This window comes from Yersinia sp. 2466 StPb PI, assembly GCF_041538325.1.
In the GTDB taxonomy this organism is placed as follows: Bacteria; Pseudomonadota; Gammaproteobacteria; order Enterobacterales; family Enterobacteriaceae; genus Yersinia; species Yersinia enterocolitica_E.
The window spans coordinates 3,613,952-3,628,496 of the sequence record NZ_JAULSL010000001.1; the positions used below are offsets into that span (position 1 = coordinate 3,613,952).

The window sequence follows — 14,545 nt, forward strand, 5'->3', positions numbered from 1 at the left end:
GCAGGATATAAATCATTCCTGATATAAATTATCAGCATATGGAAGCCAGCTACATGAAGCTCAGCAAGAAAAATGCCGCGGTAGTACGTAAAACCCTGAATGGATGGGCCAGTGAAGGCGTTATCCCTGAGGAAGAGCATCAACGTTTGTTACAGAATATCGATGTTCAACCGTTTGACTGGCGCAGATTAGCCGGTTACGCCTTTCTTGCCGCACTGGCTTCGCTGGTTATCGCCATTGGCAGCCTGATGGCTGATACTTTCTTACTCAACTGGATAAGCCAGTTTTTCCGCTTTGATCCCCCGGTACGGGTGGTGGTCACGGCGATATTGGCCGCCGTATTTTACGGCTGGGGCTTTAACCGCCGCCGGCGAGATCCCAGTAAGATCTACAGTAATGAAGCCGTACTCTTTCTCGGCGTAATATTTACCGCAGCCGCCATCGGCCAACTCGGTGAGTGGTTGGATAATGGTAGTGGCCGCATCTCAGTATTACTGCTGTTGGGTACCGTCATCTATGGTGTGGTGGGCTGGTTTGGTCGTGCGCCATTAGTATGGCTATTTGCCTTGCTGTCACTGGGTAATGCGTTTGGGGCAGAAACTGGCTATTTGTCCGGTTGGGGTGCCTACTGGCTGGGAATGAGCTACCCGATACGCTTTATTGCTTTTGGCCTGCTACTTTGTGCAGCGGCACTGGTGTTGCAACCGCAGTTGGCACAACGTCGGCTAGATCGGGTGTCACAGGCGATGGGGCTGCTTTATCTGTTTATTGCCCTGTGGTTATTGTCTATTTTTGGCAATTACGGTGACCTGGACTATTGGTATCAAGTGCGCCAGATAGAGTTGCTGCATTGGAGTCTATTGTTTGCCATTGCCGCCAGCGTCGCTATTTGGCTGGGACTAAAACGAGATGATGCCATGTTGCGCGGCTTCGGCCTGACATTTTTGGCCATCAACTTGTATACCCGTTTCTTTGAGTTCTTCTGGGATGCGATGCCGAAAACTATCTTCTTCCTGCTGCTCGGCATTAGCTTGTGGTTACTGGGTCGGCATGCCGAACGAATATGGCGGCTCGGCCACCATGATAATGACGTCACACACTAGAGCCAAAACCACTTAAAATGGCGAATGACTGCAATGGGCGTTTATTCTAATTGCTGTAATTCGCCGCTTTTACTGACCCGCCAGCGATGCTCGCAAAAATACAATAGTGGGTTATCCTGCTTGCTGTCCGAGTATCCGCTATAAAGTTTCAGCGGCGATCCCAAACGCTGTTCCAGTTGCACCACTTTCTCTGGCCCCAAACAGCGCAGAGGTAGCACCCAGCCGCCATTACGCCGCGCCATGCGGCTACCGACCAACCGCAAACGGTGAATAAACGCCGAATCATGATAAACCTGCTCCACCAGCCGTTGCGGCGAGCCAGTTATCAACCATACCTGTGCGTCATGGCTCTCCAAATATTGGCGCAAACGCATCACGACCACGGGAAATTCGGTAACTTTTTGGCGAAAATCATTCACAAAACGTAATTCTAAATCTTTCAAATGCGCTTCGCGCCGACCGAAGGTTATCGCCCACAGTAACAGGCTCATTGGCCAACGAGCGCAACGACCGCCCTGCAGCAATCCCAACCCAATCACCGGCAGTAATGGGACCACCAGCAACAGATTTAGCGGCAAATGTCGCAACAAAAAACGCAAAAAACTGCCAAACATGTCCTGTTGATGTAACGTGCCATCCAGATCAAAGAAGACAATGCGTTTGGCGTTTTCTGATAATGCCTCGGCCGTCCCCTCGCGGTTACTGTCAGTTTGCTCAAAGGTCGATGTGGCCTGCTCTGCGCTCAAACGTTACTCCTCAGGATCATTGAATCCCATAAACCAGTTAAATATGAAACCTGCAAGTATGGTGACAATCATCGCGACTAAATACAACATCACTTTGCCTGCGGCATCGAGGCCAATTATCAACGAGTGCTAATCCCCTGAGTGTGAGTCTTACAATGCTGCACGCAAATAGCCATTATGTTGCTGTAGATCCTGGCGAGCCTGCTCGGCACTCACGCCTTTCAGAATCATCAAAATGGCTGGTTTTACGTCAAACTCGGTTTGTGATAAGGCATTTTCAGCCTCTGCACGGCTGGCCCCGGTGGCTTCAACCACAATACGACAAGCGCGATCAACCAACTTCACGTTGGTCGCTTTCACATCTACCATCAGATTTTGATAAACCTTACCCAGTTTCACCATCGCCCCAGTGGATAACATATTCAGCACCAACTTTTGTGCAGTACCCGACTTCATACGCGTAGAGCCAGTGAGGGCTTCCGGCCCTACTACCGGTGAAATCGCAACCTGAGCTTCTTGCGCGATAGGAGAGTCTGGGTTACAAGAAATAGCCGCCGTTGGGCAACCAAGTTGGCGGGCATAACGTAGCGCACCGATGACATAAGGCGTGCGACCAGAAGCTGCCAGCCCGACCACCATATCAGTTGCCATCAGCTTTAAATCTTGCAGATCCCGCACACCGAGCGCGATATCATCCTCAGCACCTTCCACCGCTTTGAATAAAGCACCCGGGCCACCGGCAATTAGACCAATCACCCTGCCATGAGGCACACCAAAGGTCGGTGGGCATTCGGAAGCATCCAGCACGCCGAGCCGACCACTGGTACCGGCCCCCAGATAAATGAGCCGACCACCTTGCTTTAAGGACTCCGCGGCTAAATCTACCGCTTGAGCGATAGCCGGTAACACCAAACGAATGGCCTCCGGCACTTTGCGATCTTCATCATTAAAGCAGGTCAACATTTCGAGCGTAGAGAGCTTATCCAGCTCCATCGTGGCCGGATTACGACTTTCTGAAATCAATGATCCTAGATTCATGACATATTCCTCTTTGAATATTTAATTCGTAAAATTAAATATATAATTGAATATTATATTCTATAAAGCGACTATTTTCTTGCGCCATTCATCGAATGATCAGCAAAAAAGGGTGCTATGCTCCATCACTTGCCCTTTATCTTGAGTCTTTCCGGGTATTATTAAGTTCTCCCGCATTCAGGAACTGATTTATGAGTAGTCTTCTTCGCATTCGTCAGCTTTATCCAACGCTGGCACAAAATGACCGTAAGTTAGCCGATTTTCTGCTAACCAATCCTGAGCAGGCACGTCATCTTAGTTCGCAAAAGTTGGCGCTGCAAACCGGGGTTAGCCAATCTGCAGTGGTTAAATTTGCCCAAAAATTAGGCTATAAAGGCTTCCCGGCGCTAAAACTGGCCCTGAGTGAAATTGTCGCGGCACCGGCACAGGCAGTGACACTGCATAATCAGATCTTGAGCACTGACAGTTTAAAAATCGTTGGGGAAAAACTCCTGAGCGAGAAAGCCGCAGCACTACGGGCCACCTTGGATATCAATAGTGAAGAACGACTTACGCAAGCATTAGAGATGTTATTGTCGGCACGACGGATTATTCTAACCGGTATTGGTGCTTCGGGGCTGGTGGCAAAAGATCTGGCTTATAAGTTACTGAAAATAGGCATTATGGCGGTCTCCGAAACCGATATGCATGCACAACTGGCCGCCGTACAAGCATTGGATGCACGGGATTTACTGCTGGCTATCTCATTTAGCGGCGAACGCCGTGAGATAAATCTGGCGGCTGAAGAGGCACAGCGTTGTGGTGCCAAAGTGCTGGCATTGACCAGTTTTTCCCCCAACAGTTTGCAGCAACGTGCCGATCATTGCTTATATACCATTTCGGAAGAACCCGCGATTCGCAGTGCCGCGATCTCCTCTAGCACCGCGCAATATGCTCTGACTGATCTATTATTTATGGCGATGATCCAACAAGACTTGGAAAGAGCGCAGGCGAGTATTAAGCACAGTGCGGCACTGGTAAAAAAACTGGTCTAAGGATACCAGAGGGGTATAATCCCCCGCAGTTGAGAATACCCGACCTAAGGTAAGAGAAAGCATGGCCCTGTTGATCACTCGTAAATGTATTAATTGCGACATGTGCGAGCCGGAATGCCCTAATGAGGCAATTTCCATGGGTGCAGAGATCTATCAGATTGATCCGATGCGCTGTACGGAATGTGTCGGTCATTACGAAACACCAACCTGCCAGTTGGTCTGTCCTATCGATAATACGATTGCTATCGATCCTGCCTGGGTTGAGAGTAACGAACAATTGTGGGATAAGTTTGTCCAACTGCATCACGCCGAACGTTTGTAATCCCCGCAGCAAGACTCGTTTTTAATACCAACAATATATTCGCGCATAACAAAAAGGGCGGCATTCGCATGCACGCCCCTGCTCTCTTTCACCACTATTCGCGGCTAAAACGGGCCTAGCTTTCAATAATTACGGTTGCGCAGGCATAACGTCGTTCATCGGCCAACGTTACATGTAAGGATTTGACACCCAGCTCAGCGGCCAATTCTGCCGCGCGCTGATGTAAACGCAGCGTCGGCTTACCCAGTGCATCGTTAACAACTTCAAACTGATTAAATGCCAAGCCATTACGAATACCAGTACCAAATGCCTTGGCCGCGGCCTCTTTAACGGCAAAGCGTTTTGCCAGAAAACGAATTGGCTGCTGATGCTGCTGATAGTGCTGCCATTCCGATGGGCTAAGGATACGCCGCGCCAGTTTTTCGCCACTGCGCTCCACCACCGCTTCAATCCTTGAAATTTCAACAATATCAGTGCCTAACCCCAAAATCGCCATTAACGACGCGCTTCCCGCATTAATACTTTCATCTCAGTAACGGCAGCCGCAAGGCCCGTCATTACTGCCTGACCAATAATTGCATGGCCGATATTCAGCTCATGAATCTCTGGTAAGGCTGCGATCGGTTGCACATTGTGATAGGTCAGGCCATGACCGGCATTCACTTTCAACCCTTTGCCTGCGGCATAGGTCGCAGCTTTGGTGATACGCACTAATTCAGCTTGACGCACCAAATCGGTGGTGGCATCTGCGTACGCGCCGGTGTGGATTTCAATATAAGGGGCACCCACAGTAACGGCTGCATCAATCTGGCGCATATCGGGATCGATAAACAGTGACACCAGAATGCCGGCCTCAGATAATCGGCTCACCGCAATGGTCATTTTATCGAGTTGACCGGCAACATCTAGCCCGCCTTCGGTGGTAACTTCTTGGCGTTTTTCCGGCACCAGACAGCAAAAGTGCGGTTGTAACTCACAGGCAATATCAACCATTTCATCGGTAACCGCCATCTCCAGATTCATGCGGGTCTGGATAGTTTGGCGCAAGATGCGTACATCTCGATCAGTGATATGGCGGCGATCTTCACGTAAATGCACGGTAATACCGTCGGCACCCGCTTGCTCGGCAATAAACGCGGCCTGAACAGGGTCGGGGTAAATGGTCCCACGTGCATTTCGTAATGTCGCAATGTGATCGATATTGACGCCCAACAACAAATCAGCCATGACAGCCCTCCAGATATGGATGCATCTTTAATAGGTCAATGAGCACGCAAAAACCGGCCCTTAAACGCATAAGTGCCTTGCAGTTTACACCGACTAGACTGTCAGCGGATAGGTTACTGTACGGGAAAGTTGATGATGGGCAGTTTAAAAATGAAGGTATTGCTACTACGGCACTGGATCCGCTGGTGGCTTAATCACAAACTGACGAAACAGTTCGCGACTTTTTAACGGTTTACCCCCCAAATAGGGTTTGAGGGCGATGCGGGTGAAGCGCTTGGCTGCACGTAAAGTATCGGCATCAGGAAATTCACGGTTAGCCAAAGCCGATAATTGGCGGCCAGTAAAGCTATAGTGATCAACCACCAAGCTGGCGATAAATCCTTTTTCTTCCCGATAGCGGTAGGTCATGGTCTCAGACACCGGCTGACCACTCCCCGCACAGTGGAGAAAATCCACACCATAGCCAAGATGAGCCAATATCGCCAATTCAAACTGGCGCAGGGCATATTCGGGCGATCCATCACTGCCTGCCAAAGCCTGTAAGCAATGCAGATAATCGAAGAATAAAGCAGAGTAATTGGTTTGATGTTCTAACACGCGGGAAAGCAGCTCATTGACATATAAACCGCTATACAACATAGAGCCAGTCAATGGAAGAGCCAGTGATACTGGCTCAGCACTGCGTAAGGTTTTAACTTCACCACGCCCGGTCCAGCGAACCAATAATGGCGTAAAAGGCTGCAAGCAGCCTTTTAGATTGGAGCGGCGACCCCGCGCACCTTTGGCCAGCACCCGCATGCGGCCCTCTCCTTCAGTAAATAAATCCAGCATCAAACTGGTTTCACTGTAGGGTCGCCCATGCAGGACAAATGCGCGTTGCCAACCGTCCATTGGCAAGTCTTACTTCAGATCGTCGGTATAGCCTAAGCTGCGCAATGCACGTTCGTCATCTGCCCAGCCTGATTTCACTTTCACCCACAGCTCAAGATGCACTTTTGCTTCGAACATTTGTTCCATGTCCTGACGGGCTTCAATACCAATGGTCTTGATTTTCGAACCTTTATTACCGATGACCATTTTCTTCTGGCCTTCGCGTTCAACCAAAATCAGCCCATGGATGTTATAACCACCGCGCTCATTTGGGACAAACTGTTCAATTTCAACTGTGACTGAGTAAGGTAATTCCTCACCCAAGAAGCGCATCAACTTTTCGCGAATGATTTCTGACGCCATAAAACGCTGAGAGCGGTCAGTGATATAATCTTCCGGGAAATGATGACCCGCTTCCGGCATAAGCTTGCGCACGATGCCAGCGATGGTATCCACGTTCATCCCTTTCTCGGCAGAGATTGGTACGACGTCCAGGAAATTCATCTGCTTACTTAAGAACTGAATATGGGGCAACAGCTTGGTTTTGTCTGTTACGTTATCAACTTTGTTGATCGCCAATAATACCGGGCATTGTAAACTGCGCAGCTTATTAACAACCATTTCATCGTCGGCAGTCCAATTGGTGCCTTCGACTACAAAAATCACTAATTCCACATCACCGAGAGAGCTGCTTGCCGCGCGATTCATTAAGCGGTTAATCGCGCGTTTTTCTTCAATATGCAGTCCCGGGGTATCAACATAAATGGCCTGATAAGGCCCTTCAGTATGGATCCCCATAATACGGTGGCGTGTGGTTTGTGGTTTACGTGAAGTGATGGAGACTTTTTGCCCCAACAGTTCATTTAGCAAAGTAGATTTACCCACATTCGGGCGACCTACAATTGCAATAAAACCACAATACGTTTTTTCTACTTCGCTCATTCAAGCTCCAACTGTTTCAGCGCTTGTTCCGCTGCCGCCTGCTCAGCTTTACGGCGACTTGAGCCGGTACCTATTACCGGTTCATTCAAGCCACTCACCTGGCAGTGGATAGTAAATTCCTGGTCATGTGCTTCTCCGCGAACCTGCACAACCAGATAAGAGGGCAATGGCAGATGACGGCCTTGCAAATATTCTTGCAAGCGCGTTTTCGGGTCTTTCTGCTTATCACCTGGGCTGATTTCTTCCAACCGACTGCGATACCAGTCGAGAATCAGCCGTTCAATCATATGAATATCGCTATCGAGGAATATACCGCCAATTAAGGCTTCGACGGTATCTGCCAAAATTGATTCACGGCGGAAACCACCACTTTTCAATTCACCCGGCCCAAGGCGTAAACATTCACCGAGGTCAAATTCACGGGCCATTTCAGCGAGTGTATTTCCTCTAACCAATGTGGCACGCATCCGACTCATGTCCCCTTCATCGACACGGGGAAAGCGACGATACAGCTCATTGGCAACAACGAAACTTAATATAGAGTCACCCAGGAACTCCAAACGCTCATTGTGTTTGCTACTGGCGCTACGATGAGTCAGTGCTTGCAGCAAGAGCTCCTGCTGTTGAAAAGTGTAGCCCAGCTTCCGCTGTAGCCTGTTTATTACGATGGGGTTCATGAGTTACCAATAGATCAAGAATGCGTCAAAAACTACAGCATACGGAACAGGTCTGATCCGCCAATATTGCAGGACAAAACTGTTTCGTTTGCAGTGGCTCCCATAAAGAAGCCAACTTTTATCGCTCGAAGGGTTATTCTACAACGAGTGGAAATATAATGCTGCGTTTAAATACCCTGCTTACTTGAAGTTGCAGCAGTGCTAGCGGCGTTCAAATCTACTCCCAGCAGATTTGTCACCCGAATTACTGACTTTTGTCGGTTCATCGGGATGTGCTCGTTTGCTACCTGGCTGCAACTCCACCATCTGGGTATAGCCGATACTAATGAATTCCACCAATTCGACTTAAACGAACACCCGTTGGCCATTCACCTTCTTGCTTTTCAAAACTCATCCAAATAGCAGTGGCCTTGCCAACTAGATTACGTTCCGGCACAAACCCCCAGAAGCGGCTATCTGCACTGTTATCCCGGTTGTCGCCCATCATAAAATAATGACCTTCCGGCACCACCCAAACCCCTAAAGGCTGGTTAGGTTGTTGATAATAAGCGCCTATCTGCTCCTGACGCCCAGGGACGGTCAGAATATGGTGTGCCACCGGTCCAAGAGTTTCGGTGCGCTCACGCAAACGTACCCCACCATCAGGCACTGCCTGATTTGTCGGGATTTGGAAGAAGCCAGCAGAAGCCTCGCCATTGCCGCTATAGCGGAATGTCTGCACAAAATCGCTTGGCTCAGATGCACTGTAAGTAATTGGCAACGCACTATCACAAGAAGTACCGGTATTACATGCAGGCTGCACCGTCACTTCCTTGCTGATTGGATTATAGCTAACGCGGTCACCCGGCAAGCCCACTACACGTTTGATATAGTCCAAACGCGGATCGAGTGGATATTTAAATACCGCGATATCACCACGTTTTGGATGTCCCGTAGGGATCAGCGTAGTTTGCGTGATGGGATCTTTAATACCATAAGCAAACTTCTCAACCAGGATGAAGTCACCGATCAATAGCGTTGGCATCATCGAACCAGAAGGGATCTGGAACGGTTCGTAAATAAACGAACGAACGATAAATACCAGAGCTAACACCGGGAAGACTGAAGCACAAGTCTCTATCCAGCCAGGCTGCCTTGCCGCCTGTGCTAAAGTCTTATTATCTACAGCACAACCCGTTTGTGCCTTGATCGCCGCAGTTTGCGCATTAACTGCCGCAATTTTTGCCTGGCGAGCCGGTCCCCATTTAAACCGCTCGAAGCACCAGATAATCCCTGTCAGCAGTGTTGCTATCGCTAAAATCAAGGCAAACATGTTAGCCATCAAAACTCCTTATTTACTGTCTTTTCCAACGTGCAGAATAGCCAGGAAAGCCTCTTGCGGTAATTCAACGTTACCGACCTGTTTCATACGTTTTTTACCGTCTTTCTGTTTCTGCAAAAGTTTCTTCTTACGGCTAACGTCACCGCCATAACACTTCGCCAGTACGTTTTTACGTAACTGTTTCACAGTAGAACGGGCAATGATGTGGTTACCGATAGCAGCCTGAATTGCAATATCAAATTGCTGGCGCGGGATCAATTCTTTCATTTTCTCAACCAGATCACGGCCACGGTATTGCGCATTATCACGATGGGTAATAAGCGCCAGCGCATCTACACGCTCGTTGTTGATTAACACATCAACACGCACCATGTCAGAGGTCTGGAAACGTTTGAAATTGTAATCCAGCGAGGCGTAGCCACGGGATGTCGACTTCAGGCGATCGAAGAAATCGAGCACCACTTCAGCCATCGGAATTTCATACGTCAGCGCCACTTGGTTACCGTGGTAAACCATGTTGGTCTGCATACCACGTTTTTCAATACACAACGTGATGACGTTACCCAGGTATTCCTGCGGCAACAGCATATGACACTCAGCAATTGGCTCGCGTAGCTCTTCGATGTTGTTCAACGCAGGCAGCTTGGATGGGCTATCAACGTAAACAGTTTCCTGACTGGTGGTGATCACTTCATATACGACCGTCGGTGCGGTGGTGATCAACTCCAGATCGTACTCACGCTCCAGACGCTCCTGAATGATCTCCATGTGCAGTAAGCCAAGGAAGCCACAGCGGAAACCAAAGCCCAATGCGGTGGAGCTTTCTGGTTCGTAGAACAAAGAGGCGTCATTAAGACTCAACTTGCCCAGTGCATCACGGAAAGCTTCATAATCGTCTGAACTAATAGGGAACAGACCTGCATAAACCTGTGGTTTTACTTTCTTAAAGCCAGGTAATGACTTCTCCGCCGGGTTACGGGTCAGAGTCAATGTGTCGCCGACCGGTGCGCCTAAAATGTCTTTTATCGCACACACCAACCAGCCAACCTCACCGCAGTTCAACATATCGCGATCTATACGTTTTGGTGTAAAAATACCGAGGCGCTCAGCATTATAACTCTGCCCGGTACTCATTACTTTAACCTTATCGCCTTTACGCAATGAGCCATTTTTAATACGAATTAACGATACAACACCCAGATAATTATCAAACCAGGAGTCGATAATTAGCGCTTGCAATGGACCATCAGGATCACCCTCTGGCGGCGGAATATCACGCACCAAACGCTCAAGGATATCGGGTACACCTACACCAGTTTTCGCTGAGCAACGTACCGCATCAGTCGCATCAATGCCCACGATGTCTTCAATTTCTTCCGCAACACGCTCAGGGTCAGCAGCCGGCAGGTCGATTTTATTTAAAACAGGAACCACTTCCAGATTCATTTCCATCGCGGTGTAGCAGTTCGCCAGCGTTTGTGCTTCAACGCCTTGCCCTGCGTCAACAACCAGCAACGCCCCTTCACAAGCCGCTAAGGAGCGGGAAACTTCATAAGAGAAGTCAACGTGACCAGGGGTATCGATAAAATTGAGCTGATAGGTTTGACCATCTTTAGCATGGTAATCAAGCGTCACACTCTGTGCCTTGATGGTAATACCACGCTCACGCTCCAGATCCATAGAATCCAGTACTTGAGCGGCCATTTCACGCTCAGATAATCCGCCACAAATCTGAATAATACGGTCCGACAGTGTCGACTTACCGTGGTCAATATGGGCAATAATAGAAAAGTTTCTTATGTGCTTCATTTATATGAATTTTTCTCTAGTCGTTGTCTTTAATTAATTATTGGTGGACACAGCGATGGACTCAAACCCAAAACTACCCACATAAATATGCACGCATCTTACACTGTAAGTCTGCCTCGTGAAAGGCATCACACTTAGCTTGTTAGCTGATTTATCCTGTAAAAATGTATCAACGCCTTACCTTACATCGCTATTGATAGTACATACTCTTAGCGCTGTTCCGTGCTGATATCCCGGTAAAAATAGTTTAATACCAATAACTTTATTGTGCCTATCGCTTATAAAGCGCGCTAGTGTCTATTATTTAACTGATTATAATCAGCACGATAGATACCCTACCCGCCTAATTTAGGGGTGCACATATTTCTATTTTGTCGAACTGATGATTAATTCATTTTCGGAAAATGCTCATTTACCCGGTTGGATAATAATTTAAAGTATTCATGTGACTTTATAACAACCAAGTGAAATATCCTCTTGGCGGCCATATGGAGAATATTATGATTGATGAAGGAAAAATACTGAGCCGCCATGAGTTTAGAAAAAATAACTCCAGAGCCACTATCGTCGCAATAATACTTATATTAGTATTTAGTTTTATAATAATTACCTTATCAATAGCGACATCTATTTTTTCAACCCCATCAATTCTTTCGATCTTATGTGTCGCTATTGCAGCTATCTCGCTGAGTACCTTCCTGTATTTGCGCTTACACTGTAATCCAATGTTTACCTACTTTCTTTATGAGAAAGGAGTACGGGTCTTCAATCATCACAGTGGAAATGTCTATTTTATTACATTTAATAAAATACAATACATTCATAAATACCATACAGGAGTAAACCCTAATGGCAAAATTAACACAATGGCATTTCGCACCTCTAAATTGCAGCCATGGAATATTATAATTAATAATATAACTAATGCTTACCCGCTGATAAACACAATAATCCATCAACAAGTCATGCATGTCGGGATAGTAAGTTTAAACTCTTTATCCCGAGGAAAAAAAATAGTATTTGATGTAATTAAAAAGAATGACAACTGGCTAAAATCACTCATATACCATGGTCTTTTAAATGTAATCATGGTGAAAAATGTTCAGATAGATACAACTCCACTTTCACTTAGTGCACACTCATTAATTACAACAGACGGTATTATCAGCATTGAAGACATCCTGCGTGTCGAGACGTTACGCGAGAAAGATCATGATAAAATACGCTTATTTGATGCTAAAGGTAATATACTTTTCTCAGTAGATTACTCAGCGCTTATCAGTGCCGATCTTTTTATTGCTTTAGTTGAACATATGATACAGAACCGTATTCCGGCCTATCATGGGTAAGAGGAAAGGAATTATTCTGTTACTGAATTCGTATAGTCGTTGGGGGTAAACCAATCTGTAGAATCATTGGTTGATAGTCACTCTGTCCTTCAATTCTGCTGGCTAATGTTCTGGCGAGCAAAAAACCTAGCCCCGCACCTAAAATAGCGCCTAGAGCAGTAAAAGCATCGGTGACAAATAAAGCCTGAAATAAACCGCCACCCGCAATCAATCCGGCTAAAGGCGTTAGATAAACCAAAGAAGCAGAACGTAATAAACTCCCCTCACTAATACCGACTTCAACCTTTTGGCCAGGTTCAAGCGGTTGCGAGATAGCTATTTGTAATTGGTGCTCCGACTCCGGCCCCAATTCATTTAATAAATGACTACCGCATCCAGTGCGCGCATTGCAACTCCCACAACCAGACTGTGGTTCACAACGCAATAGAGCAACACCATTTTGCCACGAAATAACTGTAGCCCATTCTTTCATCATTTTGTTGATTCCAAAACAATACTGTCAGCGATACGTTTTGCAGTTGTAGGCGGAAGCTCGCCAACTATGGTAATTTCAACATTATTACGAGCTTCAGTATGCACAGTTCTACGACCTTGACGTAAGGATTGCTCTGAAGGCGCATCTTTACCTGCCGGATTTATATTTACTGAAAAACTGAATAACCCATCAGAATATAATCGTGATTCTGTTGGTGCCTCCATATTCGGTAATGTACGGCGACTGCGTGAAATCTCGGAAACACCTTCCGGCAACCAACGTGGGGCCCAGGTAAAATCAACCTTGGTTTTAGCAGGTAATGCAAGTAATGGCGGTAAAGAGAGCTTTACCAGACCTTGCAAAATATCCTGAATAGGTTCACCGATAGCAAAAGAAATCACACGAAATTGCTCAAGTGTTTCACCATCACGATCTAACAAATCTACCCGCATTGGGAGTTTGCTCGTTTCATCCATCCAAATAATATAGCTGTATCGGGTACTGTCACGGGCGACTACCCGAATAACCTGACATGGTCGGTCTGCAATACGGGCACGGCCAAGTGCAATATAGTTATAGTATTTTGACAGTTTTTCAAAATCGGGGAATACGATAGATGGTAATGCATCAACTATATGTTCACCCGCCAGAGTGAAAGCATCGAAACCAGGTTCGAAATAACTTATTTCATTACCACGCTGTAAGATCTCAGTACGTGGGCCATCCATACGCAGCAATTGCGCAAAGGTTTTTTTATCTAAAATAGCATGTCGATAGCGAAGAGAATCAATCCCTTGCTTATTAACATTAATGTAGGATAGCTCATAGTTGAGCGACTGGCTGGCACTGCTCATTTCCTGCAACATTGCTATCGGCGTCGTTTCCGCCGAAGCAATTGTTGGCATGAACAGGCTGCCCGTCATTAAACAGACGGAGAACCAAAGTTGCTTCATTACTGCTGCTGCATTCCTAAGGACTGAGTTCCGGGAACCTGAATAGCGGCTTGTGTCGATGTTGAAGGCTGCTGCAACACGTCAGTTTGTGGCAAGCGGCGTTGCAATTCAAAATCTTGCAATTGAGTCATCATATTGACTCGCCGACGTTGCTCCTGAACCTGATGCTGTTGAGACGTTCCGAAAGAACCATCAGCAGGCACACCAAAACTTACTGGCGAGGCTTTACCCATCATCGGTAAGGTATTAAATGCAGGTGATTCTGGTTGCAAATTACCTGATTCGGGCTGGTTGTATTGTTGAACCCCAACAATTACCGCTAGAGAAACACACGCGGCAACCCCAACCTGAGTAATCTGGCTGGCCCATGGGCGAACTTTTTGCCAGAAAGGCATTTTCTGCCAGACATGAGGTTGTGGCTGAGATTCAGGCACAGCAATAGGTACAAAACGAGCAGGCTCGTTTTTGAGTGCCTCTGCGACTCGGCTGGCGATATCCAGATGCAAGACTTCACCAACATCCCCCCGCAGGGTATCACGGATTAAATGGTAGCTCTGCCAGCTTTGCTGCAATGCTTTATCTTTCGATAAAGAACCAAGCAGCTCACTATCGAGAGTTTCTCCGTCCATCAGAGCGGAAAGCTTTTCTTTCTGCATGCCAAATACCCTTTATGTGTCCG

Annotated in this window: 16 protein-coding genes and 1 pseudogene; 4 read left to right on the plus strand and 13 right to left on the minus strand. The window is 47.2% G+C overall.

The annotated features are described in order from the left end of the window. Positions 1 to 53 precede the first annotated feature (53 nt). A complete protein-coding gene (locus tag Q2T72_RS16325; protein WP_083164126.1) occupies positions 54 to 1,103 on the plus strand; it encodes a DUF2157 domain-containing protein in 1,050 nt (349 codons plus the stop codon). Between the two features lie 41 nt (positions 1,104 to 1,144). On the opposite strand, the gene yfhb is transcribed toward Q2T72_RS16325, so the two are convergent. The 3 genes and pseudogenes from yfhb to murQ all read right to left on the minus strand — a co-directional run bounded on the left by yfhb (position 1,145) and on the right by murQ (position 2,887). Continuing rightward, the gene (yfhb, locus tag Q2T72_RS16330) at positions 1,145 to 1,849 is read right to left on the minus strand and encodes a phosphatidylglycerophosphatase C (protein WP_193784796.1); all 705 of its coding nucleotides are present in this window, start codon (positions 1,847 to 1,849) and stop codon (positions 1,145 to 1,147) included. A 3-nt stretch (positions 1,850 to 1,852) separates the two neighbouring features. Further along, a pseudogene (locus Q2T72_RS16335) lies at positions 1,853 to 1,948 on the minus strand (PTS N-acetylmuramic acid IIB subunit / PTS N-acetylmuramic acid IIC subunit); the annotation flags it as partial. Positions 1,949 to 1,999: 51 nt separating this feature from the next. Continuing rightward, positions 2,000 to 2,887 (minus strand): N-acetylmuramic acid 6-phosphate etherase, encoded by an 888-nt coding sequence (murQ, locus tag Q2T72_RS16340; RefSeq protein ID WP_372569479.1) that lies wholly within the window; start codon positions 2,885 to 2,887, stop codon positions 2,000 to 2,002. Positions 2,888 to 3,078: 191 nt separating this feature from the next. Here murQ and Q2T72_RS16345 point away from each other — a divergent pair, with 191 nt between their 5' ends. Both Q2T72_RS16345 and Q2T72_RS16350 read left to right on the plus strand, forming a co-directional pair. Beyond that, complete coding sequence (locus tag Q2T72_RS16345; protein WP_083163145.1) at positions 3,079 to 3,921, plus strand: MurR/RpiR family transcriptional regulator; 843 nt, start codon at positions 3,079 to 3,081, stop codon at positions 3,919 to 3,921. Between the two features lie 61 nt (positions 3,922 to 3,982). Then, a complete protein-coding gene (locus Q2T72_RS16350) occupies positions 3,983 to 4,243 on the plus strand; it encodes a YfhL family 4Fe-4S dicluster ferredoxin (RefSeq protein WP_032906988.1) in 261 nt (86 codons plus the stop codon). A 115-nt stretch (positions 4,244 to 4,358) separates the two neighbouring features. Here the strand turns inward: Q2T72_RS16350 and acpS are convergent, their stop codons facing one another. From acpS to lepA, 7 genes are all read right to left on the minus strand, one after another. Then, complete coding sequence (gene acpS / locus Q2T72_RS16355; protein WP_083163143.1) at positions 4,359 to 4,739, minus strand: holo-ACP synthase; 381 nt, start codon at positions 4,737 to 4,739, stop codon at positions 4,359 to 4,361. Beyond that, entirely contained in the window at positions 4,739 to 5,470 is a 732-nt protein-coding gene (gene pdxJ, locus Q2T72_RS16360; RefSeq protein WP_083163141.1) for a pyridoxine 5'-phosphate synthase, read from the minus strand. Before pdxJ ends, acpS begins: the two co-directional genes overlap by 1 nt. A 165-nt stretch (positions 5,471 to 5,635) precedes the next feature. After that, a complete protein-coding gene (recO, locus tag Q2T72_RS16365) occupies positions 5,636 to 6,361 on the minus strand; it encodes a DNA repair protein RecO (protein ID WP_083163139.1) in 726 nt (241 codons plus the stop codon). 9 nt (positions 6,362 to 6,370) lie between these two features. Next, on the minus strand, positions 6,371 to 7,282 hold the full coding sequence (gene era / locus Q2T72_RS16370; protein WP_083163137.1) for a GTPase Era: 912 nt from the start codon (positions 7,280 to 7,282) through the stop codon (positions 6,371 to 6,373). Next, positions 7,279 to 7,959: a ribonuclease III gene (gene rnc, locus Q2T72_RS16375; RefSeq protein WP_083163135.1), complete on the minus strand. Its 681-nt coding sequence runs from the start codon at positions 7,957 to 7,959 to the stop codon at positions 7,279 to 7,281. The genes era and rnc overlap by 4 nt, the downstream gene beginning before the upstream one ends. A gap of 322 nt (positions 7,960 to 8,281) precedes the next feature. Further along, positions 8,282 to 9,280, minus strand: coding sequence for a signal peptidase I (lepB, locus tag Q2T72_RS16380; protein ID WP_083163133.1), 999 nt, complete (start codon positions 9,278 to 9,280; stop codon positions 8,282 to 8,284). Between the two features lie 9 nt (positions 9,281 to 9,289). Further along, positions 9,290 to 11,089, minus strand: a complete 1,800-nt coding sequence (gene lepA, locus Q2T72_RS16385) for a translation elongation factor 4 (RefSeq protein ID WP_083163131.1) — start codon at positions 11,087 to 11,089, stop codon at positions 9,290 to 9,292. Between the two features lie 500 nt (positions 11,090 to 11,589). Between lepA and Q2T72_RS16390 the strand changes: the two genes are divergently transcribed. Continuing rightward, a complete protein-coding gene (locus Q2T72_RS16390) occupies positions 11,590 to 12,438 on the plus strand; it encodes a hypothetical protein (protein WP_083163128.1) in 849 nt (282 codons plus the stop codon). Positions 12,439 to 12,457: 19 nt separating this feature from the next. Here Q2T72_RS16390 and rseC read toward each other — a convergent pair whose 3' ends face one another. From rseC to rseA, 3 genes are read right to left on the minus strand one after another with little or no spacing between them, the layout of a single operon-like run. Next, positions 12,458 to 12,913 (minus strand): SoxR-reducing system protein RseC, encoded by a 456-nt coding sequence (gene rseC, locus Q2T72_RS16395; RefSeq protein WP_083163126.1) that lies wholly within the window; start codon positions 12,911 to 12,913, stop codon positions 12,458 to 12,460. Next, positions 12,910 to 13,866, minus strand: a complete 957-nt coding sequence (gene rseB, locus Q2T72_RS16400; RefSeq protein WP_083163124.1) for a sigma-E factor regulatory protein RseB — start codon at positions 13,864 to 13,866, stop codon at positions 12,910 to 12,912. Before rseB ends, rseC begins: the two co-directional genes overlap by 4 nt. Beyond that, positions 13,866 to 14,522 carry an anti-sigma-E factor RseA gene (gene rseA, locus Q2T72_RS16405; protein ID WP_083163122.1) on the minus strand — a complete coding sequence of 219 codons (657 nt, stop codon included), beginning with the start codon at positions 14,520 to 14,522 and terminating at the stop codon, positions 13,866 to 13,868. Before rseA ends, rseB begins: the two co-directional genes overlap by 1 nt. Positions 14,523 to 14,545: the final 23 nt, after the last annotated feature.

Excerpts from the sequence above, each read along its gene's own strand:
- acpS (WP_083163143.1), bottom strand. The coding sequence starts at position 4,739 with ATGGCGATTTTGGGGTTAGGCACTGATATTGTTGAAATTTCAAGGATT.
- rnc (WP_083163135.1), bottom strand. The coding sequence starts at position 7,959 with ATGAACCCCATCGTAATAAACAGGCTACAGCGGAAGCTGGGCTACACT.
- murQ (WP_372569479.1), bottom strand. The coding sequence starts at position 2,887 with ATGAATCTAGGATCATTGATTTCAGAAAGTCGTAATCCGGCCACGATG.
- Q2T72_RS16345 (WP_083163145.1), top strand. The coding sequence starts at position 3,079 with ATGAGTAGTCTTCTTCGCATTCGTCAGCTTTATCCAACGCTGGCACAA.
- lepA (WP_083163131.1), bottom strand. The coding sequence starts at position 11,089 with ATGAAGCACATAAGAAACTTTTCTATTATTGCCCATATTGACCACGGT.
- Q2T72_RS16325 (WP_083164126.1), top strand. The coding sequence starts at position 54 with ATGAAGCTCAGCAAGAAAAATGCCGCGGTAGTACGTAAAACCCTGAAT.
- pdxJ (WP_083163141.1), bottom strand. The coding sequence starts at position 5,470 with ATGGCTGATTTGTTGTTGGGCGTCAATATCGATCACATTGCGACATTA.
- Q2T72_RS16390 (WP_083163128.1), top strand. The coding sequence starts at position 11,590 with ATGATTGATGAAGGAAAAATACTGAGCCGCCATGAGTTTAGAAAAAAT.
- rseA (WP_083163122.1), bottom strand. The coding sequence starts at position 14,522 with ATGCAGAAAGAAAAGCTTTCCGCTCTGATGGACGGAGAAACTCTCGAT.
- lepB (WP_083163133.1), bottom strand. The coding sequence starts at position 9,280 with ATGGCTAACATGTTTGCCTTGATTTTAGCGATAGCAACACTGCTGACA.
- rseB (WP_083163124.1), bottom strand. The coding sequence starts at position 13,866 with ATGAAGCAACTTTGGTTCTCCGTCTGTTTAATGACGGGCAGCCTGTTC.
- rseC (WP_083163126.1), bottom strand. The coding sequence starts at position 12,913 with ATGATGAAAGAATGGGCTACAGTTATTTCGTGGCAAAATGGTGTTGCT.
- recO (WP_083163139.1), bottom strand. The coding sequence starts at position 6,361 with ATGGACGGTTGGCAACGCGCATTTGTCCTGCATGGGCGACCCTACAGT.
- era (WP_083163137.1), bottom strand. The coding sequence starts at position 7,282 with ATGAGCGAAGTAGAAAAAACGTATTGTGGTTTTATTGCAATTGTAGGT.
- Q2T72_RS16350 (WP_032906988.1), top strand. The coding sequence starts at position 3,983 with ATGGCCCTGTTGATCACTCGTAAATGTATTAATTGCGACATGTGCGAG.